We start from the raw sequence: 21,067 nt of genomic DNA on the forward strand, positions 1-21,067 counted from the left end.
GGCGTTCCGCATGGCGAGGGGGCACCTCCCAGCGGTAGCTGGGGGAGGGTGGGAACACCCACCCACCAGCCCGCACCCGCGAACGAAACCCCAGGGGGCACCCGGAATGGCGTCCCCCGGGCAAGGGCACGGGTGGGACCTTGGCGCACCCGGAGCCGGATAGCGGGCCACCGGCGGGACGGGGACGGGGTGGGGTGTCCCCGCAGGTCGAGAAAGTCACCGGCGGAAAGGCGAACACGAGACCTTCACGCCGAGGAGACACCCCACCCCGGCACCGGACACCCCCCACCCACACACCCACAACCACGGCCGAAACCCAGAATCACGCGGCGCCAGCCGCCACGCACCGCACCACACGCCGCGCCGAAGCCACCCACCCGCACCCGAACACGGCGCACAGCCCAGCGCAGCGCCCCGCGCACCGTGCGACGGCGCAAAAATCAGCGCGGGACCCTACAGTGCGCACCACACCGGCCAACCGTCCCGCGCAACACCCCCGTGAAGGGCCTACCCCCCGTTTCCTTCCGCACCCCGCGAAGGGGCCCCGCAACACCCCCGACGAAGCGGAGGATGCCCGCGTCGGGAGGGGGAAGGATGGCGGAGAAGCGGGGAGTGGGCAAGGGAGGCGGGTGGGCTTGGAGGCGCGGGAGAGGAAGCTGAGGGTGTGGGCCGGGGCCGAGCGGCGCCTGGGCGACCTTCGAGGCGCCGACCGCCTGGGCGACCTCCTCACCCGCCTCAAGGAAGAGGGCGCGAGGTCGTACGACCTCGCGGACTGGCCGGACATCTACGGCAACGACGACAGCATCGTCGGCGCTCTGGAACTCCGTACCGCCGAAACCCTCGGCACCGAATCCGCCGCCTACTTCCCGACGGGCACCATGGCCCAGCAGGCGGCCCTCCGCTGCTGGGCAGCCCGCACGGGCAACGACACGGTCGCCCTGCACCCCCTCGCCCACCCCGTCCGCTGGGAGCGCGACGCCCTGCGGCGGCTGAGCGGCCTGCACGTCGTGCACCCCGGCGACGGCGCACCCCGGATGTTCAGCGCCGACGAGGTCCGCGACTGCGAGGAACCCTTCGGCACTCTCATGCTCGAACTCCCGCTGCGCGACGCGGGCTTCGTGCTCCCCACGTGGGAGGAGCTGACCGCGACGGTGGAGGCGGCCCGCGAGCGCGACGCCGTCGTGCACCTCGACGGCGCGCGGCTGTGGGAGTGCGCCACGCACTTCGGGCGCCCGCTCCAGGAGATCGCGTCGGTCGCCGACTCGGTGTACGTCAGCTTCTACAAGTCGCTCGGCGCCCTCTCGGGCGCCGCCCTCGCCGGTCCTGCCACGCTGGTCGAGGAGGCGGTCGCCTGGCGGCACAGGTACGGGGGCGCGCTGTTCCAGCAGTGGCCCGCCGTGCTGTCCGCGCTGGTGGGGTTCGATCAGGAGCTGCCGCGGCTGCCGTCGTACGTGGCACACGCGCGGCTCGTCGCGGAGGCCATGCGCGAGGCGCTGGCCGGGTCGGGCAAGGCGTGGTGGCGGGTGTGGCCGGAGGTGCCGCACACGCACCAGTTCCAGGTGTGGCTCCCGTACGGCGCCGAGGACCTGGAGGAGGCGTCGCTGCGGTACGCGGAGGAGAGCGGCACGCTGCTGTTCCGTGCCTGGTCGGAGGCCCCGGGCGGGCCGCCCGGGGTCAGCATGAGTGAGGTGACCGTGAGCGCGCCGGGCCTCTCGTGGGCGCGCGAGGACGTGTCCTGCGCGGTCGAGGGTTTCCTCAGCACCCTGGCCGGGGTCACCGGTGAATCCGGGGCCCCCGGCGAAGGCGGCGTCACCGGCGGCTCGGCGTAGCCGCGGCTACCCCCGTGTGCCGTCGCAGCCGTCGCCGGAAGCGGAGCCCTTCCCACAGCGCGTGCAGCACCCGCGCCTCGTGCGCGCCGGGAAGCGGCGGAGGCGGCTGCTGGTCGCGGGAGAGGCGGTAGGTGTCCATCGCGTACTGCTGAGTGATGCTCATGCCCCGAGCCTGCGCGGCCCCCGCGCACTCCCGCACGCCGATTGACGACGACCGTCAATCGGCGCCCGGCCTGCCCGTCACGCACGCAGAATGGGTCCATGAGCGTGACCGTAGAGATCGCGGGTCTGCCGCCCGAGCGCATCGTCTTCACCCCGTCGCCACTGGGCGAGCTGGGCACCGCGCTGCACGCGCTGTCCGAGCCGGGGCACCACCCGGCCGTGCACGGCTGGACCACGGCGACCAACGCCGCGCTCAAGCCCGACCTCGCCGACCGCCTGTGCGACGCGGACTTCCTGTGGCGCACCACCTTCGCTGACATCTTCATGGGCTTCGCCGGGCTGCGGGACCCCGCGGCCCAGCCCGGCGCCACCCTCGCCGACGACCTGGACACGCTCGACCGGCTGCCCGACGAGGACTTCGTCGCGGCGGCGCTGGAGTTCACCTGCGTCAGCACGTACGGGAAGGCCGCGCCCTCGCCGCTCGCCGATCCGCAGATGCGCGAACGCGCCATGGACCTGGCCGCGGCGCGCGGTCAGCGGCAGATGGACTTCACCAACTGGCTGCTGACCGACCCGACGGCGGTGCGCGAGTGGATACGGCGCCTCTTCGAGGACTGCGACCAGGCGTTCTTCGCGGACACCTGGCGCCGCACCCGGGTCCATCTCGCGGCGGACGCGCGGCACAAGACGGAGCTGCTGCGCCACAAGGGGCTGGCCGCCGCGCTGGAGTCCGTGTCGCAGGCGCTGACGCTGGACGAGCACGGCACCCGCATCGAGGTGGACAAGATGGCGGACGGCCGTACGACCGCGGTGGACCCGGCCGTCGGCGTCGGGCTCACCCTCGTGCCGACGACCTTCAACTGGCCGCATCTGACGGTGCTGCACCGGCCGGGATGGCGGCCCGTGCTGCACTATCCCGTCGCGTCGGGCGACCTCCCAGGCCACTCCTCCGTCGAGGCGCTCACCCTGCGGATGGAGGCGCTCTCCCACCCGCTGCGGATGCGGCTGTGCCGCAGCGTCGCCCGCGCCCCGTACACGACGGGAGAACTGGCCGGCATCCTCGGGCTCACCGCTCCCGAGGTCTCCCGACACCTGTCCGTGCTGAAGAAGGCGGGGCTGCTGACGACGCGGCGGCGCGGCCGGTACGTGCAGCATCAACTGGACCTGTCCATCGTGGCCAAGCTGGGCAGCGACTTCCTGGAGACGGTCCTGCGCTGACGGCCCGCCCGGCCCTGCGGCGTCAGCCGCCGTTGCCAGCGCGTACGAGGCCCGTCTCGTAGGCGAGGACGACCGCCTGGACGCGGTCGCGCAGCCCCAGCTTGGTGAGTATGCGCCCCACGTGCGTCTTGACCGTGGCCTCGGAGAGGACGAGCCCGGCCGCGATCTCGCCGTTCGACAGACCCTGCGCGACGAGGACGAGCACCTCCCGCTCCCGCTCCGTCAGCTTCTCCAGCTCCTTGGCGAGCGGCTCGGGCGTGGTGGCGGGGAGCACCGAGGAGAACTGGTCGATCAGCCGGCGGGTGGTGCTCGGCGCGACCACCGCGTCGCCGCTGTGGACGGAGCGGATCGCGTCCAGCAGATCGCCGGGCGGCACGTCCTTGAGCATGAAGCCGCTGGCGCCCGCCTTGAGTGCGGAGAAGGCGTACTCGTCGAGGTCGAACGTGGTGAGGATCAGCACCTTCGGATCGCCGGGACCGCCCTCGCGGCCCTCGCAGATGCGGCGGGTGGCCTCCACACCGTCGACGTTCGGCATCCGCACGTCCATCAGGACGACGTCCACCTCCCGCGCCCGCAACTGCTCCAGCGCCTCGGCGCCGTCACCGGCCTCCGCGACGACCTCCATGTCCGGCTGCGCGGCCAGCACCATGCGGAAGCCGGTGCGCAGCAGGGCCTGATCGTCGACGAGCATCACGCGGATGGTCATGGTGTTCCGTTTCTCTAGGCTTCCCTAGGGGCTCAGTAAATGGTCCCGCTCAGTGGTGGGCGGCCTTGAGGGGCAGTACCGCGCTGATGCGGAAGCCGCCGCCCGGCCGGGGCCCGGCCTCCAGGCTGCCGCCGACCATGCCGACGCGCTCCCGCATCCCGATCAGACCGTGCCCGAGCCCGTCCGCTCCCCCGTCCTCGTACAGCTCCCGCTGCGCCCCGCGCCCGTCGTCCTCGGCGAGGAGGCTCAGCTCGTCGTCCCCGTAGCGGAGGCGGACCGAGGCGCCGACGTCCGGGCCGCCGTGCTTGCGGGAGTTGGTCAGCGCCTCCTGCACTATGCGGTACGCCGTCAGCTCCACGCTGCTCGGGAGGGGGCGCGGCGTGCCCTCGATGGTGAAGTCCACCATGAGCCCGGCCCCGCGCACCTGGTCCACCAGCTCGGCCAACTGCTCCATGCCGGGCTGCGGAACGTACTCGCTGCGGTCCCGCGCCCCCCGCGTGCTGCCCTCGCCGCTGCGCAGCACCCCCAGCAGCCGCCGCATCTCGGCCAGCGCCTGACGCCCGGTCCCCGAGATCGTCTCCAGCGCCTGCTTGGTCTGCTCGGGCGCGGTGTCCAGCACATACGCGGCGCCGTCGGCCTGGACGACCATGACAGAGACGTTGTGCGCGACGACATCGTGCAGCTCCCGCGCTATCCGGGCGCGCTCCGCCGCCGCCGCGATCTTGGCGTGCGCCTCGCGCTCCTTCTCCAGGCGGGTGGCGCGCTCCTCCAACTGCGCGTAGTAGGCGCGACGGGTACGGATCGAGTCCCCCAGCACCCACGCCAGGAAGAACGTGACGGTGAGGAATATGACGCCGAACACCTCACTGGTGGTGTCCTGGTTCGCGTCGGGCCAGCGCAGCGTGGCGATCGTGGGCGCGGTGAGCGCGCCGCCGAGCGCGAACCACGAGGCCCAGCGCACATTGCGGGAGGCGACGGTGAAGATGATGACGAGGAACCCGAAGTTCCCCGGGAAGACCTCCACGTCCGTGACGAGCTGCGCGACACCCGTGCCCGTGGCCAGCATCAGCATCTTCTCCGGCGCGCGGCGGCGCAGCGCGACCACGACGCCGAGCGCCAGCGCGATCGGCACGGAGGCGATCTGCTCCGTCGGGCCCTGGGGCATCCCCTCCGTGTCCGTGCGGATGCTCGTGACGATCCAGAGCCCCGACAGCATCAGCAGCAGCGCGGCCCAGGAGCCGTCCACCCATGTGGGGTGTCTGCGGATGAAGTCGTAGATGCGGTTCACATCACCCAGCGTAGGAAGACGAAGTACGTGCAGGAGTCAACCGGACGGCCGATCCGTGGTGCCCTCGCATACTCCGCAAGGTGGAGGAGCGACATCCGCACGTAGCGTGAGCCCCGTGAACCCAGAGGACAACGGACCGGCAAACGACTGGGCGACCTGGCGCGAGGCGACCGAGCGCGCGCTCTACGGCGACGACGCGTGCCCCGGCTTCTTCACCCGCGAGGCCCCCGGCGACCACTTCCGCACCTCCGTGCACGCCTCCCCCCTCTTCGCGGGCGCGGTCGCCCGCCTCCTGCTGCGCGTCGACGAGAGCCTGGGCCGCCCCGCCGAGCTGGCCCTCGTGGACGTGGGCGCGGGGCGCGGCGAGCTGCTGACCGGGGTGCTGGGGGCGCTGCCCGACGAGGCGGCGCGACGTGTACGCGCCTACGCCGTGGAACGCGCGCCCCGCCCCGAAGGGCTCGACCCCCGCGTCACGTGGGTCCGCTCGCCCGACACCCTCTCCGGCCTGACGGACCTGACCGGGCTGGCGGTCCCCGACGGGCTCACCGGGCTCCTGTTCGCCAACGAGTGGCTGGACAACATCCCCGTCGACGTCGCCGAGAACGACGAGAACGGGGTCCCGCGCCAGGTACTCGTCCGCGCCGACGGCACGGAGCGGCTGGCTACGGGGCCGCTGCCGCGCGCGGACGCGGAGTGGCTCGCGCGGTGGTGGCCGCTGGCGGGCGGCGAGCCGGGGCTCCGCGCGGAGATCGGGCGGCCCAGGGACGAGGCGTGGGCCTCGGCGGTGCGGGTGCTGCGGCGCGGGCTCGCGGTCGCCGTCGACTACGCGCACGAGCGCTCGGCCCGGCCGCCCTTCGGCACCCTCACGGGGTACGCGGAGGGCCGCGAGGTCGCCCCCGTGCCCGACGGCACATGCGACCTCACCTCGCACGTGGCGCTCGACGCGTGCGCCTTCGCGGCGGACGGTGCGGTGCTGGTGTCGCAGGGCGAGATGTTGCGGAAACTGGGCGTCGAGGGGCGCCGCCCGCCCCTGTCCCTCGCCTCGACGGACCCGGCCGCCTACGTCCGCGCCCTCTCCACGGCCACCCAGGCGGCCGACCTGACCTCCCCCTCCTCCCTGGGCGCCTTCACCTGGCTCCTCCACCCCCGCGGGGCCCCTTCGCGGGGGGCGGAAGGAAACGGGGGTGCTTCGTTCGTCGGGGGTGTTGCGCGGGACGGGTCCCCTTCGCGGGGGGCGGAAGGAAACGGGGGGTAGGCCCTTCACGGGGGTGTTGCGCGGGACGGTTGGCCGGTGTGGTGGGCACTGTAGGGTCCCGCGCTGGTTTTTGCGCCGCAGCACGGTGCGCAGCGCTGGGCGGGGCGCCGTGTTCGGGTGCGGCTGTGTGGCTACGGCGCGGCGTATGGTGCGGTGCTTTGCGGCTTGCGCCGCGTGATTCCGGGTTCCTGTTGGGGTTGTGGGCGCGTGGGTGCGGGGTGTCCGGTGCCGGGGTGGGGTGTCTCCTCGGCGTGAAGGTCTCGTCTTCGTCTCTCCGCCGGTGACTTTCTCGACCTGCGGGGACACCCCACCCCGTCCCCGTCCCGCCGGTGGCCCTCTGCCACTCCGGGTCGGCTGGGGTCGGCTCCTCGGCGTGCGGCGGCACGCCCCCCCAGCGCGGGACCCTACGGTTCCCGCTTCACGGGCTGACCGTCCCGTGCAACACCCCCGGGGAGGGGTGCGCCTACCCGAGTGCCCCTCGGGGTTTCGTTCGCGGGTGCGGGCCGGTGGGTGGGTTGTGCCCACCGGCCCGCCATGCGGAACGCTTGCCCACAACGGTTGGAGCGGGCCGGAGGTTGGCCACCGGGTGGGAGGGGACGTGGTGGGGTGTCCCCGCAAGTGGTGGCGACGAGTATGTGCAGGCAGCCGAAAAGCCGACCCGCACTTGTCGCCAACCCCACACGACCACGGTGGAAACCCGGAAACACGCGGCGCCAGCCGCGACGCACCCGCACCACACGCCGCGCCGAAGCCACCGGCCCGCACCCGAAAAACGCCGCGCCCCGTGCAGCGGCACAAAAACGTTGTGGGCAATCGTCCCGCTGGCGAGGGGGCACCTCCCAGCGGTAGCTGGGGGAGGGTGGGCACAACCCGTGCCACCGGCCCGCCACACGCGAACGAACCCCCCAAGGGGCACCCACACCAGGCGCACCCCCACGAGAAACACGCACCCCGTGAGGCGGTCAACGTCGCACCCCGTGAAGCGGCGCGGACCGGTGAAGGGGCAACCCCCCGTTTCCTTCCGCACCCCGCGAAGGGGACCCGCACCCCGTGAGGGGGCACAGCCCGGTGAAGCGGCAACCCTGCGTTTCCTTGCGCCGCCCGCGAAGGGCTAGGTGAGCCAGCGGTCAGGGGCCGCTTCGCGGCGGCCCGTACGGGAGCGCTCCGCCTGCGCGTACACCACGCGCCGCGCCTCCTCCGCGTCCCGCAACCTCCCCTTCGCCACCCCGTTCGCCCCGTGATCGACCACCACGTCGGCCAGCCCAAGGCACCGCGCCCACGGCCCCTGCTCCCACCGCACGCTCTGCACCTTCGCGTGCGGCACCATCGTCGTCCGCCGCCGCAGCAGCCCACGGCGGGTGACGTAAACGGAACCGGTCACCCCGTGCCCGTAGGCCCGCCACACCACAGGCGCCGCCCAGCGTGCCCGCCGCGGCGCGCGCTCCAGCGCCGCCTCCGCGCGCGCGAGCCCGACCTCGGGCAGCACCCGCCCGAGCACGGCCTCCGCCCGCTCCCGTGGCGCGACGGGTATGAGGACCCCGTCCTTGCCCTTCGCCGCCCCCGCCACATCCAGCTCCACCCGCACCCAGCCGCGCCGCCGCCACAGCAACGGCTCGACGATGCGCACGGACTGCACCCGCCCCGGCGGAACCGTCGCGTGCTCGCGGTCGAGCAGCCCGTGGTCGAGGCGGAGCCCGTCGGGCGATTCGCCGACGGTCCAGTCGTACTCGCGCAGGAACCGTCCCGCGCTGCTCGCCCACACGGCGCCCACCAGCGGCAGCAGCGTGGCGAGGGCGGCCCAGAGGCTGTCGCTGGCGAGGTAGATGAGGACGGGCACCACGAGGGCGGGGACGAGCAGCCCCCAGCCGGAGCCCGTCAGGAGCAGGGAGACGAGCAGGGTGCGCGCGTCGACGCGCAGGAGTTCACGCGCGGGGGCCTCGCCCGCCTCGGGCGCCGCGTCGGGCGCGATGCCCGCCGCGCGGGCGAGGAGTTCGGCGCGCAGCGCGACGGCATCGCGTTCGCCGAGGAACGCCAGCTCGTCCTTGGCCTCGGTCCCGACGACGTCCAGCTTGAGCTTGGCGACGCCCGCGAGGCGGGCCAGCAGGGGCCGCCCCACGTCGACGGCCTGCACGCGGTCGAGGCGGATGTGCGCGGTGCGGCGGAAGAACAGCCCGGTGCGGATGCGCAGTTCGGTGTCCGTGACCAGATAGCTGGTGAACCACCAGGACAGGAAGCCGTACGCGGCGGCGATCGGCAGCAGCACGCCGAACGCCGCCAGCAGCCAGCCCACCGTGAGCTGGGTGAACCACTCGCGGGTGCGCTCCAGGTCCTGCGCCGAGAAGGCGAGGAGCGCGGCGACGGGCGCCCAGGCGCGGCGCCAGGGCGTGATGGGGTGCAGCGGCTTGCCCTCGGGGCGCGGCGGCAGCGGTCCTGGCACGTCACGCCTCCCCGTTCACGGCGCGCACGCCGTCACAGCCCCGCCGAGCGGGCCTCGCCCAGCTCGGTCAGGCGGTCGCGCAACCGCTCGGCCTCCTCGGGGGAGAGGCCGGGTATCGTCGCGTCCGTGGTGGCCGCGGCGGTGTGGAGCTGGAGCCTGGCCAGGCCGTAGCGCCGCTCCAGTGGCCCCGAGGTGACCTCGACGAGCTGCATCCGTCCGTACGGCACGACCGTCAGCTCCCGCCACAGCACGCCGCGGCTGATGAGCAGATCGTCGACGCGCTCGGCATAGCGCCAGGACCGCCAGTTGCGCCGCAGCGCGCCCCAGCCCCAGGCGGCGAAGGCGAGCGGCAGCAGCGCGAAGGCGGCCCAGCCCGGACCCGCGAACAGCCCGAGCAGCACGCCCGTCGCCACCGCGAGGGGCAGCAGTGTGGACAGCAGCACGAACCGCCGCATCGGCAGCATCGCGCGCTCCACCCCGCGCCACTGTTCGCCGTCAGGGCCCCCGGAGCCCCCGCCAGGGGCCGGGCCCGGCTCCGGACCGTCGGACTCAACGCCCGCGCCACTCGTCATACGACCAGCCTAGGCGTGACCTGTGACAGTCCGTATCAGACTCAGGGAGGAAGCTGAGAGACTAAGGGCCATGAGTCAGACGGGTCAGCAGGGCCAGACGGCGGCGGCAGCGGCAGGGACAGCGGCGACGGCGACGACGGCGGCCACGTCGGAGACCATGGTCGGCGTCGGCGGCGCGGCCGAGAGCACCGACATGGTGCTCAACATCGGCCCGCAGCACCCCTCCACACACGGCGTGCTGCGGCTGCGCCTCGTGCTGGACGGCGAGCTGATCAGCGCGGCGGAACCCGTCGTCGGCTATATGCACCGGGGCGCGGAGAAGCTCTTCGAGGCCCGCGACTACCGCCAGATCATCGTGCTCGCCAACCGCCACGACTGGCTGTCCGCTTTCTCCAACGAACTGGGCGTCGTCCTCGCCGTCGAGCGGATGCTGGGCATGGAGGTCCCCGAGCGCGCCGTCTGGACGCGCACCCTGCTGGCCGAGCTGAACCGCGTGCTCAACCATCTGATGTTCCTCGGCTCGTATCCGCTGGAGCTGGGCGGGATCACGCCGGTCTTCTACGCCTTCCGGGAGCGCGAGGAACTCCAGAACGTCATGGAGGAGATCTCCGGCGGGCGCATGCACTACATGTTCAACCGGGTCGGCGGGCTCAAGGAGGACCTGCCCGCCGGCTGGCTGGGCCGCGCCCGTCAGGCGGTGGCGGCCGTACGCGCCCGGATGGACTCCTTCGACCGGCTGGTGCTCGGGAACGAGATCTTCCGGGGCCGTACGCGCGACGTCGGCTACCTCCCCCCGGAGACGGTCCACGCCTACGGGGTCAGCGGCCCCATCGCGCGCGCCTCGGGCGTCGACTTCGACCTGCGGCGCGACGAGCCGTACCTCGCCTACACGGATCCGGAGCTGCGGAGCACGCTGAAGGTCGTCACCCGCCAGGAGGGCGACTGCCTGGCCCGCTTCGAAGTGCTGCTGGAGCAGGCCCACAACTCCCTGGACATGGCCGACGTCTGCCTCGACCGCCTCGCGCAGTTGCCGCCCGGGCCGATCAACCAGCGGCTGCCCAAGGTCCTGAAGGCCCCGGAGGGCGCCACGTACGCCTGGACGGAGAACCCGCTCGGGCTGAACGGCTACTACCTCGTCTCCAAGGGCGAGAAGACCCCGTACCGGCTGAAACTCCGCTCGGCCTCGTACAACAACATCCAGGCCCTGACCGAACTGCTGCCGGGCACGCTGGTGGCCGACATGGTGGCGATCCTCGGCTCGTTCTTCTTCGTCGTCGGCGACATCGACAAGTAGGCCACGACGACCGGACGCGCCCGGACCGCGTGCCGGAGCGGGGGCGGGGGCGGGGCGCGATCGGCCCCGCCGCCGCGCGCTCAGATCGCGCTGCGCAGCTCCGTGATGTCCAGGGCCTCACCGGGCGACGGCTCGGCCGTCGCTTCCTCGTCCGCGTCCGTACGGGCACGTCCCGTCCCGTCGTCGTCCGTAGCCGCGCGCGCCGCCGGGTCGAAGGCCGAGGGGACCGGCTGGGCCGACGGGCGCGGGCCCTGGTTCCTGCCCGCGCCGCCCGTCGCCGCCGCGCGGGCGCGGGCCGCCGAAGCGCCCGTGAACGCGGCGGCCGTGTCCGTCGCGCCGCCCGCGCCGCTCGTGCCACCCGTACCGCCCGCACCGCTCGGGGACGCGCCCCGGTGGGGGTCCTCGTCCTCGTCGCCGCGCTTGCGCTCGGACGGCGTGGCCTCCGACGCGCCGTCGCGCCCGCCCGTGTCCCCGTCCTGCTGCCGGGGCAGCCCCTTCGCGTCCCGGCTGTCCCTGCCGTCCCGCCCGCCGCGCGAGTCGCCCTGCACGCCCTGGGAGCCCTTCGACGCGGCGCCGCCCTTGCCGAAGAAGTCGAAGCCGCCCGTGTCCACGCGGTGGACGCTGTCAGGGGCCGGGGAGTGCGGGACGACGGCGGAGGCCGTCGAGCGCGCGTCGGGCTCGGCGACGGGCTCGCGCGCCGCTGCCGCCGCGCGCGCCATCTCGCGCTCCATCCGGCGCCGCTCCACCTGCCGCGCCGCGTTCCTCGACAGGTGCCGCAGCGCCTCGTGTGCCTGGAGATACGTCAGCGGCGAGGGCGCGCCCGCCTCGTTGCGGTGGTCCATGGCGGAGGCGGCGAGCGCCTTGGGGGCCTCGGCCGCCTCGATCTCCAGCTGGCGCCGCCCCTCCAGCGCGCTGGCCCGCTCCGTCTCCGCGTGCGCGTAGCGGCGCAGCAGCGCGGCGTGCTCGGTGCGCAGCCTGGCCAGCTCGGCGCGCTTCTCGCGCAGCTTGGACTCCAGGGCGCCACGGGATTCGCGGGCCTCTTCGAGCTCGCCCTCCAGCTCGGCCTGCCGCTCCTCGGCGCGCCACTCCAGGCTCGTCTGCTTCGCCTTCAGCTCGGCGACCCGCCTGCCCGCCGCGCGGTCCCACTTGCGCAGCATGACCGCGCCGGTGACCGCCGCGACGGCCGCCGCAGCGGCGAAGCCGCGGAGCACGACGGTCTCCGTATCGCCGATGCCCGGCTCTCCGGCCAGCCAGGCGCCACCGGCGCAGGCCAGCGCGGCGACTGCGACGGCCGCCGGGGGAAGGAGCCGGTGCAGGGGCGGCGAATGGCGATGACGTCCACGTGGCATGGCCTGGAATTTACCGTGTGTGGCGCGATCGACGACACCGGACAAAGGGCATTGTTATGCCCTCACAACCCGCGCCCCTCCAAGCCCACGGGGCACGCCCGGGCCCGCCCTCGGGGCCCGGGCGGTCAACTGCGCGGTCAGAGCAGGTTCTTGGACTTGAGGTACTCCTCAGCCACGTCCTTGGGCTTCTGGCGCTCGGAGTCCACCTTGCGGTTGAGATCCGCCAGATCCTTCGTCGTGAGCACCCGGGTCAGCTTGTCCAGCGCGTCCGCGGCCTTCTTGCCGCCCGCGTCCTTCTCGTTCACGACGGGCAGGACGTTGTCCGCGTTCTGGAGGCCCTTGTCGTCCTCCAGGAGGACGAGGCCGAAGTCGTCCAGCGTCGCGTCCGTCGTCGTGGTGAGCACCATCTGGTCCGTGCCCGCCTTGACGGCCTGCTTGGACTGGGTGGTGCCGACGCCCTTGGGGTCCACGTCCGTGATGTCGATGCCGTAGGTCTTCTCCAGGCCAGGGCGGCAGAACGGGCGCTCGTCGCACTCGTCGCCCGCGGCCAGCTTGATCTTCTCGCCCGACTCGCCCAGGTCCGACAGCGTCTTGAGCTTGTGCTTCTTCGCGAACGCCTCGGTGACGGCGAACGCGTTCTGATCGACCGCCTTGCCCGCCGACAGCACCTTGAGCCCGCGCGGCTCTGCCAGCTTCTCCAGCGCCGTGACGGTCTCCTCGACGTCGTTCGAGGCGACGGGCTCCGCCTTGGGCCCGTTCTTCTTCGCGTTGAGGAACTCGGCGAGCGTGGCCGCGTACTCGGGCACGACGTCGATCTGGCCCTTCTCCAGGGCCGGCTCGTACAGCTCGCGGTTCTGGAGCTTCTTGATCGACGTGGAGTAGCCCGCCTTGTCCAGCACCTTGCTGTACAGCTCCGCCATGATCTGCGACTCGGTGAAGCCCGCCGAGCCGATGACCAGCTTGCCCCCGCCGCCGGAGCCGCCGCCCTCCTCCTCCAGGCTGCTGCCGCCGCAGGCCGTCAGGGACACGGCGAGCGCGGCGGTGGCGCCGACCGCGGTCAGGGTCCGCCGGGCGGTCAGCGGGCGCCGCTTCCGCCGGGACTGTGCGGACTCGGACTCGTACATGGGAACCACCATTCGTCGGACCGGTCGTCAGGTCGTTCGTGCCGTCGGATCGTTCGTCAGGCCGCTCGTCAGGCCGTCGGGTGCGCGTGCGGGGATGCCTGCGGGCGCCCGCGCGCGGGGGTCACCCTGTCATCAAAGCCCGGGGGAGTCGAACGGGAATCCGAATCCCGGGACGTGCCCGCGCGCCTGCGGCGCATCGGGTCCAGCAGCTTCTCCGCCACGACGAGCACGCCCTCCACCAGCAGCGCCAGCGCCGCGACGAGCACGGCGCCGCCGACGACCTGCGGGGTGTCGTACGTGTTGAAGCCCGCCGTGATGATCCGGCCCAGGCCGCCGCCGCCGGGCAGCGCCGCGAGAGTCGCCGTCGCGACCACCTGTACGGCGGCGGAGCGCACCCCGGTCATGATCAGCGGAAACGCGAGGGGCACCTCGACGCGGGCCAGCAACTGCCACCCGGACATGCCCATTCCGCGCGCCGCCTCGACCACATCGCGGTCGGCCTCGCGCATCCCGACGTACGCGTTCGTCAGCAGCGGGGGCACCGCGAACAGGACCAGCGCGATGATGGTGGGCCAGTCACCTGCCGTGCCGATCGGGCTGAGCGTCAGCAGCACCAGCACCGCGAAGGTGGGCACAGCGCGCCCGGCGTTGGAGATGTTGACCGCGAGCGCGCCGCCCTTGCCGAGGTGGCCGAGCCACAGCGCGACGGGCAGCGCGATCAGCACGGCGAGCGCCAGGCAGACGCCCGTCAGATACAGGTGCTCGCCCAGCCGGTGCAGGACGCCGTTGCTCCCCGACCAGTTGCCGCCGGAGGAGAGCCACGTCCACACGTCCCCGATGACGCCCATCGTCACGCCACCGCCTTCTCTTCACGGAGCACACCGCGCGGTCCGCGGAGCAACCCGCGCGCGCGGCCCTTGCCCTTGACGCGGGCCCAGGGCGTCAGCAGGCGCTGGAGGCCCAGCAGCGCGACGTCAGCGACCACGGCGAGGATCACGCAGATCACGGAGGCGGTCAGCACCTGGGCCTTGAAGAAGCTCTCCATGCCGTTGTAGATCAGGTTGCCGAGGCCGCCGAAGCCGACGATCGCGCCGACCGTCGTCATCGCCACCGTGGACACCGTGGCGATCCGCACCCCCGCCATCATCGCGGGCAGCGCGAGGGGCACCTCGACCTCGAAGAGGAGCCGCGTCTGGCCGTAGCCGAGGCCGCGCGCGGCCTCCCGCGCCTCCTCGGGGACGGCTTCGAGGCCCGCGAGGATGTTGCGCACCAGCACCGTCAGCGAATACAGCACCAGGCCCGTCACCACCACGGCGGCCGAGACGCCGAAGACGGGCAGCAGCAGCGCGAACATGGCCAGCGACGGCACGGTGTAGAGCACTGTGGTGAGGCCCAGCACGGCGCCCGAAGCGCGCTTCCAGCGGCGCGCGACGAGCGCGAGGGGGAAGGCGATCACCAGCCCGAGCACGACGGAGAGGACGGTGATCCACACATGCTGGCCCGTCGCGTCGAGCAGTTCCTGGCCGCGTGAGCGCACGTACTCGCCGCAGATCCAGTCGTTCGCGGAGAGACAGCTCTGCCCCTTCTGGCCCACGGCGGCAACCGCCGCACCGGCACCAACGGCACCGCTCATCCCCGCTCACCTCCCCCGCTTCGCACGCCTGGTTTCCCGCTCGTCCCGGTCACTTTCGGGGACCCTACCGCCCGCTACCGACAGTCGGCCCGAACTGCCACACTGCCGCAACACGCCATTCACCGTGCGCGCGGAAGGATTCCACCAGCGGAAGGATTTCGTCAGGATTTCGTCCGCGGAGAATTCCGCCGCCAGCCACGGACCGAGCGACAAGAATGGGCCCATGATCCGCTTCGAGAACGTCACCAAGCGCTACCCCGACGGCACGACCGCCGTGGACGACCTGTCCTTCGAGGTGGCCGAGGGCGAACTGGTCACCCTCGTCGGGCCCTCGGGCTGCGGCAAGACGACCACGATGAAGATGGTCAACCGCCTCATCGAGCCGACCTCGGGGCAGATCTTCCTCGACGGCGAGGACATCGCCTCCGTCGACCCCGTCGAGCTGCGGCGCCGGATCGGCTACGTCATCCAGCAGGTGGGCCTCTTCCCCCACAAGACGGTGCTGGACAACACGGGCACCGTCCCGCACCTCCTCGGCTGGTCCAAGGCGAAGCGCCGCGAACGCGCCGCCGAGCTGCTGGACCTGGTCGGCCTGGACCCCGCCGTCTTCGGCGACCGCTACCCCGACCAGCTCAGCGGCGGCCAGCGGCAGCGCGTCGGCGTCGCCCGCGCGCTCGCGGCCGACCCGCCCGTGCTGCTGATGGACGAGCCCTTCGGCGCCGTCGACCCCGTGGTGCGCGAACACCTCCAGACGGAGTTCCTGAAGCTCCAGTCCTCGCTGCACAAGACGGTGCTCTTCGTGACGCACGACATCGAGGAAGCGGTGCGGCTCGGGGACCGCATCGCGGTCTACGGGGAGGGCCGCGTCGAGCAGTTCGACCCGCCCACGAAGGTGCTGGGCGCCCCCGCGACGCCCTACGTGGCCGACTTCGTCGGCGCCGACCGCGGCCTCAAGCGGCTCTCCGTCACCCCGATCGAGACGGCCGACCTGGAGGCACCCCCCGTCGTCCACCTCGACGACCGCCTCAGCGAGGCGACGGCGCGCATGCGGGCCGAGGGCGCGCACTGGGCCGTCGTCCTGGACGACGCGGACGACCTGCACGGCTGGGTCTCGGCGGAGCCCGCCGACCCGGCCGACGCGGAAGCGGACGCGACGGTGACGGTACGGGACCGCGCCCGCCGCATGGAGGCGTGGCTGCCACTGGGCGCGCCCCTGAAGCAGGCGTTCAGCACGATGCTCCAGCACGACGCGGGCTGGATCGCGGTGGTGGACGCGGCCAGCGAGGGCCGCTTCCTCGGCGTGCTGACGCCGACGCGGCTGCACGAGGCGCTGCGGCGCTCGATCGACGCGGACGAGCGGGACGTGCCACGCGCGGACGTGTCGCTGGAGACGGTCCCCGAGAAGTAGCCCGCGAACCCGCGACAGCGGGGGGCGTTCCGAGGGGCGGGACGGTGTTGACCCTGAAAAACGGGGCGTGCTCTACTCCGATCATGACCGGCACACGGCTCCAGTTCTGGCGGAGGGTCCATCTGGACCTCCTCCGCTACGCGGGCTGCGTCTGTCCGGCGTCCTGCTGACCGATCCCTTCTCACGCCGCTGCGGCGCGCGCCTCGCGCGCCCACTTACGTGCGCGCTCCCACGATCGCTTTCAGGACGGATTCCCGTGTCTTCCACCACCGCACCCGCATCAGCCGTGCCCGCATCCGCCGCGCCCCGCGCGCCCCACTCCGAGGGCCCCGGTGAGGCGGAACTCCTCGACTTCGTACGCCGCGTCGCCGCCGACACGGCGTACGTCGGCTCGCTCCCCCTCGACCCCGAGGGCCGCACCTGGCTCCGCCTCGAAGGCCCCGGCGGCAGCGAGGCGTGGCTGATCGGCTGGCCGCCGGGCACGGGCACCGGCTGGCACGACCACGGCGGCTCGCGCGGCGCGTTCGCGGCCGCTTCCGGCGCGCTGACCGAGCAGTCGCTCGCGGCGCGCATCCCCACCGAGGGCTGGCGGACGCTGGAGCTGGCCGACGGCGTCGACCGCGAGCGCGTGCTCTCGGACGGGCGCGGGCGCGCCTTCGGGCCGCACCACGTGCACCAGGTGCTGAACCAGTCCGAGGAGCACGCCGTCTCGGTGCACGCGTACTACCCGCCGCTCCCGCTGATGCGCCGCTACAGCCGCACGGGCCAGGTGCTGCGCCTGGAGCACGTCGAGCAGCCGGGTGAGTGGGAGTGAGCGCCCCCGGAGAGCCCGGAGCGGGTGACCACGCGCCCAGCCGCGTCGACGCGCTGCTGGCCCGCTCCCGCGAAGGGCTGGAGCGGCTGACCCCGCGGGCCGCCGCCGACGCGCAGGCGGCGGGCGCGCTGCTGGTGGACATCCGGTACGCGGAGCTGCGCGAGCGCGACGGCACCGTCCCAGGCGCCCTCGTCGTCGAGCGCAACGAGCTGGAGTGGCGGCTCGACCCGACCTGTCCGCACCGCGCCCCCGAGGCCACCGGGTTCGAGCTGCCCGTCGTCGTGCTGTGCAACGAGGGCTACGCGTCCAGCCTCGCGGCGCGCTCGCTCGAGGCCCTGGGCCTCACGCGGGTCGCGGATCTGGCGGGCGGCTTCCAGGCGTGGCGCGCGGCAGGGCTGCCCGTCGTGCCGGGACCGGCCTGGCCGCCGGAGCCGTCGGGCCCGCCCGCCCCTCCGGGCCCGCCTGGCCCGGCTGCCCCGGGCAGCGGCCCAGCAGAGGCGTAGCGCCTACGCTGGACGCATGAGTGCTTTGCGCGGCCAGGTCGCAGGTCTGCCCGAGTGGGACCGGTGCGCCGTCATGGGAGTGGTGAACGTCACGCCTGACTCCTTCTCCGACGGCGGCAAGTGGTTCGACACCGAAGCCGCGATCAAACACGGGCTCGATCTGGTCGCGGAAGGCGCCGATCTGGTCGATGTGGGCGGCGAGTCCACCCGGCCCGGAGCCACCCGCGTCGACGAGGCCGAGGAGCTGCGCCGGGTGCTGCCCGTCGTCCGCGGGCTCGTGGAGGAGGGGGTCGTCGTCAGCGTCGATACGATGCGCGCCTCCGTGGCCGAGCAGGCGCTCGACGCGGGGGCCGCGCTGGTCAACGACGTGAGCGCGGGCCAGGCCGATCCGGCCATGATCCCGGCCGTCGCGGCGGCGGGCGCCCCGTTCGTCGTCATGCACTGGCGCGGCCAGAGTGTCGACATGAACAGCCGCGCCGTCTACGGCGACGTGGTCTCCGAGGTCATCGACGAGCTGCGCGGCAACCTGGACCGGGCAGTCTCGGGCGGCATCGCCCCCGAGCGGATCGTCGTGGACCCCGGCCTGGGCTTCGCCAAGCGGGCCGAGCACGATCTCGCGCTGGTCGCCGCGACGGGGCGGCTGCGCCGCGAGCTGGGCCTGCCGCTGCTGGTGGCCGCCTCGCGCAAGCGGTTCCTCGGCCGTGTGCTGGCCTCCGGCGAGGACGCGTCCCCGCCCCCCGCGCGCGAGCGCGACGCGGCGACGGCCGCCGTCTCGGCGCTGGCGGCCCGCGAGGGCGCCTGGGCGGTGCGGGTGCACGAGGTGCGGGCGAGCGCGGACGCGGTACGGGTCGCGCACGCCGTCGAGCGCGCGGACAGCGCACACGCCGCGCCGGGCACGCCGGGCACATCGGGCACGCCGGGCACTGGGCGGGCCGAGTGAGCAGCGCCCGTACGGACATCGAGGCGGTGGAAGCCGCCAACACCGCGCTCTACGAGGCCGTCGAACACGGCGATCTCGACGCGCTGGCCGAGCTGTGGCTGGACGACGAGATCAGCGTGGTGCACCCGGGGTGGCCGGTGCTGACGGGGCGCGACGAGGTGCTGCGCTCCTACGCGCTGATCATGGCGAACACCGAGTACATCCAGTTCTTCCTGACCGACGTGGAGATCTCCGTCCTGGGCGACACGGCCCTGGTCCGCTGCACCGAGAACATCCTCAGCGGCGGCCCGGCGGAGGAGGACGGCTCGGCAGGCCCCCTGGTGGGCGGCCTCGTCGTGGCGACGAACGTCTTCCGCCGCGCCGAGGACGGAGCGGGCGGCGAGGGCGGTGGCTGGAAGGTGTGGGCGCACCACGGCTCGCCGGTGCTCGTCGAACGCGAGGACGAGGACGACGACTCGGAGCCCGGCGAGGGCGACATCGAACTCTGAACCGAGCCCTGAACGGAGCTCTGAACCGAACTCCGGGCGAATTCCGCGGGGCTGTCCGCGTACGTCAGCGCGGATGTACACCCAACCGCCCATCATCGTCAGCGGAGCGTGGGAGAGGCCACTCGTTAGGGCAACGTCATCGGGAATGCGAGAGTGGCCCGGGGCGCTGTCGGGTAGGCCGCGACGCGGGACGCGAGGGGGCACCCCTCGCAGCTCCGGTCCGGCTCTGTCCATAGCCCCCGCGGGCTAGCACTGTCCGTGCTCGCAGGTAGATTCGATTCGGTGGCACGCCCGCGGTGCATGCTGCATTCGTACGAACAAGGACCGAGGACCGACGACGGGAGTGATACGCGTGGACCGTGTCGCGCTGCGCGGCGTGAAGGCCCGCGGGCATCACGGCGTGTTCGAACGGGAACGCGTGGAGGGTCAGACCTTCATCGTGGATGTGGACATGGGCCTCGACACGGGGCCCGCCGCCGTCGGAGACGATCTCGGGAAGACCGTTCACTACGGCGTCGTGGCGGAGGAGGTCGTGGCGGTCGTGGAAGGCGAGCCCGTCGATCTGATCGAGACCCTCGCCCAGCGCATCGCCGACACCTGCCTCGCACACGAGGCCGTACGGGAGGTCGAGGTCGTGGTGCACAAGCCCGAAGCCCCGATCACCGTGCCCTTTGACGACGTGACCATCACTATCAAGCGGAGCCGCGCATGACGCCGAACAGTGACCCGACCGTACAGCCGGTGCCCGCTGCCGTGGTGCACCAGGTCGACGCGGCCGACACGACTTTGCACAACCCCCAGTACGCCGTGGTCTCCCTCGGCAGCAACGTCGGGGACCGCCTGGAGAAACTCCAGAGCGCCATCGACGCGCTCGCCGACACCCCGGGCCTCAAGGTCAAGGGCGTCTCTCCCGTCTACGAGACCGAGCCGTGGGGCGTGGAGCCCGGCAGCCAGCCCTCGTACTTCAACGCGGTGGTCGTCGTGAAGACCACCCTGCCGCCGTCCTCGCTGCTGGAGCGCGGGCACGCGATCGAAGAGGCCCTGGAGCGGACGCGGGACGAGAAGTGGGGCCCGCGCACGATCGACGTGGACATCGTCACCTACCAGGACGTCGTCTCCGACGACCCGAAGCTGACCCTCCCCCACCCGCACGCGCACGAGCGTGCCTTCGTGCTGGTGCCGTGGCTCGACGTGGACCCGGAGGCCGTCGTCCCCGGGCGCGGCGCCGCGGCCGAGCTGCTGGCGCGCCTGGGGACCGAGGGCGTCACGGCGCGCGCGGACCTGGAACTCAGCCTGCCCGAATAGTCGTTGGGCTCCCGTGGTGCGTTTACCCGGGGGGCGGTTCCCCGGGGACTCCCCCCGGGAGCCCCCCGGCCGGGTCCGCCGCGGCGGCCCCGCCGGGTCGATCTGGACGAGACCGTGAGGCGACAGACGAGACCGTGAGGCGACATCCGTGAAGGAACTCCGTATCCGCACCCTGGCGGGGCTCTTCGCCGTGGCCGGGATCCTGTCGTGGGCGGGCGCGCGGCTGTGGGACACCGTGGGCACCCTGCCCAGCGTCCCGGTCGCGGCGCCCGTCGTGCTCGCCGTCATCGCCGTGGTGCTGCTGGCCACCGCGCTGTCGCTGCGGGCCCGGCTGAAGGCCCAGCGCGAGCGGGAGCCGGGCGCCAAGGGCGTCGATCCGATGATGGCGGCGCGCGCCGTGCTCTTCGGGCAGGCGAGCGCGCTGGTCGCGTCGCTGGTCGCCGGGATGTACGGAGGGGCCGGGGTCTATCTGCTGCTGGGCGCGCCCGACGCGGCGGCCCGGCGCGATCAGACCGTCTACGCGGGCCTGTCCGTGCTCGCCGGGGTCGCCGTGGTGGCCGCCGCGGTCTTCCTGGAGCGCGTCTGCAAGCTGCCCGACGACGACAGCGACGAGCAGCCCCCGGCCGCCTCGGCCGCCTGACGCCTCTCGCCCATCGGGGGCCTAGGTCGTTTCTGATGGCTCTTGCTGGGGTGGGTGGATCAATGCTGGGGATGGGCAGGCGCGTCGTATGGTGCGGCGACA

At 73.1% G+C, this 21,067-nt stretch carries 21 protein-coding genes; 12 read left to right on the forward strand and 9 right to left on the reverse strand.

Features of this window, described 5'->3' with window-relative positions; all coding sequences use genetic code 11:
- Positions 1-635: 635 nt before the first annotated feature.
- Positions 636-1,829, forward strand: a complete 1,194-nt coding sequence (locus ACYVOO_RS34405) for a threonine aldolase family protein (protein ID WP_461019637.1) — start codon at positions 636-638, stop codon at positions 1,827-1,829.
- Here ACYVOO_RS34405 and ACYVOO_RS34410 read toward each other — a convergent pair.
- Positions 1,810-1,992: a hypothetical protein gene (locus ACYVOO_RS34410; protein ID WP_461019638.1), complete on the reverse strand. Its 183-nt coding sequence runs from the start codon at positions 1,990-1,992 to the stop codon at positions 1,810-1,812. The two genes, ACYVOO_RS34405 and ACYVOO_RS34410, sit on opposite strands and share 20 nt — an antisense overlap.
- 98 nt (positions 1,993-2,090) lie before the next feature.
- On the opposite strand from ACYVOO_RS34410, the gene ACYVOO_RS34415 reads away from it, so the two are divergent.
- Entirely contained in the window at positions 2,091-3,209 is a 1,119-nt protein-coding gene (locus ACYVOO_RS34415; protein WP_461019639.1) for a DUF5937 family protein, read from the forward strand.
- 22 nt (positions 3,210-3,231) lie between these two features.
- On the opposite strand, the gene ACYVOO_RS34420 is transcribed toward ACYVOO_RS34415, so the two are convergent.
- Complete coding sequence (locus ACYVOO_RS34420) at positions 3,232-3,915, reverse strand: response regulator (protein ID WP_461019640.1); 684 nt, start codon at positions 3,913-3,915, stop codon at positions 3,232-3,234.
- A 49-nt stretch (positions 3,916-3,964) separates the two neighbouring features.
- Complete coding sequence (locus ACYVOO_RS34425) at positions 3,965-5,203, reverse strand: DUF7134 domain-containing protein (protein ID WP_461019641.1); 1,239 nt, start codon at positions 5,201-5,203, stop codon at positions 3,965-3,967.
- 115 nt (positions 5,204-5,318) lie between these two features.
- Between ACYVOO_RS34425 and ACYVOO_RS34430 the strand changes: the two genes are divergently transcribed.
- Positions 5,319-6,458 (forward strand): SAM-dependent methyltransferase, encoded by a 1,140-nt coding sequence (locus ACYVOO_RS34430; RefSeq protein ID WP_461019642.1) that lies wholly within the window; start codon positions 5,319-5,321, stop codon positions 6,456-6,458.
- 1,111 nt (positions 6,459-7,569) lie between these two features.
- Here ACYVOO_RS34430 and ACYVOO_RS34435 read toward each other — a convergent pair.
- Together ACYVOO_RS34435 and ACYVOO_RS34440 are read right to left on the reverse strand one after the other, a co-directional pair.
- Complete coding sequence (locus tag ACYVOO_RS34435) at positions 7,570-8,895, reverse strand: PH domain-containing protein (protein WP_461019643.1); 1,326 nt, start codon at positions 8,893-8,895, stop codon at positions 7,570-7,572.
- Between the two features lie 32 nt (positions 8,896-8,927).
- Positions 8,928-9,359, reverse strand: coding sequence for a PH domain-containing protein (locus tag ACYVOO_RS34440; protein ID WP_461019664.1), 432 nt, complete (start codon positions 9,357-9,359; stop codon positions 8,928-8,930).
- Between the two features lie 265 nt (positions 9,360-9,624).
- Here ACYVOO_RS34440 and ACYVOO_RS34445 point away from each other — a divergent pair, with 265 nt between their 5' ends.
- Positions 9,625-10,761 (forward strand): NADH-quinone oxidoreductase subunit D, encoded by a 1,137-nt coding sequence (locus ACYVOO_RS34445; RefSeq protein ID WP_461019665.1) that lies wholly within the window; start codon positions 9,625-9,627, stop codon positions 10,759-10,761.
- Positions 10,762-10,841: 80 nt separating this feature from the next.
- Here ACYVOO_RS34445 and ACYVOO_RS34450 read toward each other — a convergent pair whose 3' ends face one another.
- The 4 genes from ACYVOO_RS34450 to ACYVOO_RS34465 all read right to left on the reverse strand — a co-directional run bounded on the left by ACYVOO_RS34450 (position 10,842) and on the right by ACYVOO_RS34465 (position 14,867).
- Complete coding sequence (locus ACYVOO_RS34450; protein WP_461019644.1) at positions 10,842-12,110, reverse strand: hypothetical protein; 1,269 nt, start codon at positions 12,108-12,110, stop codon at positions 10,842-10,844.
- Positions 12,111-12,247: 137 nt separating this feature from the next.
- Positions 12,248-13,234, reverse strand: coding sequence for an ABC transporter substrate-binding protein (locus tag ACYVOO_RS34455; protein WP_461019645.1), 987 nt, complete (start codon positions 13,232-13,234; stop codon positions 12,248-12,250).
- Between the two features lie 68 nt (positions 13,235-13,302).
- Positions 13,303-14,082: an ABC transporter permease gene (locus tag ACYVOO_RS34460; protein WP_461019666.1), complete on the reverse strand. Its 780-nt coding sequence runs from the start codon at positions 14,080-14,082 to the stop codon at positions 13,303-13,305.
- A 2-nt stretch (positions 14,083-14,084) separates the two neighbouring features.
- Positions 14,085-14,867: an ABC transporter permease gene (locus tag ACYVOO_RS34465; protein WP_461019646.1), complete on the reverse strand. Its 783-nt coding sequence runs from the start codon at positions 14,865-14,867 to the stop codon at positions 14,085-14,087.
- A 223-nt stretch (positions 14,868-15,090) separates the two neighbouring features.
- Here ACYVOO_RS34465 and ACYVOO_RS34470 point away from each other — a divergent pair, with 223 nt between their 5' ends.
- From ACYVOO_RS34470 to ACYVOO_RS34505, 8 genes are all read left to right on the forward strand, one after another.
- Positions 15,091-16,275 carry an ABC transporter ATP-binding protein gene (locus tag ACYVOO_RS34470; protein WP_461019647.1) on the forward strand — a complete coding sequence of 395 codons (1,185 nt, stop codon included), beginning with the start codon at positions 15,091-15,093 and terminating at the stop codon, positions 16,273-16,275.
- Positions 16,276-16,561: 286 nt separating this feature from the next.
- The gene (locus tag ACYVOO_RS34475) at positions 16,562-17,089 is read left to right on the forward strand and encodes a cupin domain-containing protein (protein ID WP_461019667.1); all 528 of its coding nucleotides are present in this window, start codon (positions 16,562-16,564) and stop codon (positions 17,087-17,089) included.
- On the forward strand, positions 17,086-17,592 hold the full coding sequence (locus ACYVOO_RS34480; RefSeq protein WP_461019648.1) for a rhodanese-like domain-containing protein: 507 nt from the start codon (positions 17,086-17,088) through the stop codon (positions 17,590-17,592). Before ACYVOO_RS34475 ends, ACYVOO_RS34480 begins: the two co-directional genes overlap by 4 nt.
- Positions 17,593-17,608: 16 nt before the next feature.
- A complete protein-coding gene (gene folP, locus ACYVOO_RS34485) occupies positions 17,609-18,532 on the forward strand; it encodes a dihydropteroate synthase (RefSeq protein WP_461019649.1) in 924 nt (307 codons plus the stop codon).
- The gene (locus ACYVOO_RS34490; protein WP_461019650.1) at positions 18,529-19,020 is read left to right on the forward strand and encodes a nuclear transport factor 2 family protein; all 492 of its coding nucleotides are present in this window, start codon (positions 18,529-18,531) and stop codon (positions 19,018-19,020) included. Before folP ends, ACYVOO_RS34490 begins: the two co-directional genes overlap by 4 nt.
- Before the next feature lie 352 nt (positions 19,021-19,372).
- Positions 19,373-19,732, forward strand: coding sequence for a dihydroneopterin aldolase (gene folB, locus ACYVOO_RS34495; protein ID WP_461019651.1), 360 nt, complete (start codon positions 19,373-19,375; stop codon positions 19,730-19,732).
- Positions 19,729-20,325 (forward strand): 2-amino-4-hydroxy-6-hydroxymethyldihydropteridine diphosphokinase, encoded by a 597-nt coding sequence (gene folK / locus ACYVOO_RS34500; RefSeq protein ID WP_461019652.1) that lies wholly within the window; start codon positions 19,729-19,731, stop codon positions 20,323-20,325. The genes folB and folK overlap by 4 nt, the downstream gene beginning before the upstream one ends.
- A 148-nt stretch (positions 20,326-20,473) precedes the next feature.
- Complete coding sequence (locus ACYVOO_RS34505) at positions 20,474-20,965, forward strand: DUF3180 domain-containing protein (RefSeq protein WP_461019653.1); 492 nt, start codon at positions 20,474-20,476, stop codon at positions 20,963-20,965.
- Positions 20,966-21,067: the final 102 nt, after the last annotated feature.

The organism is Streptomyces daliensis (genome assembly GCF_054782395.1).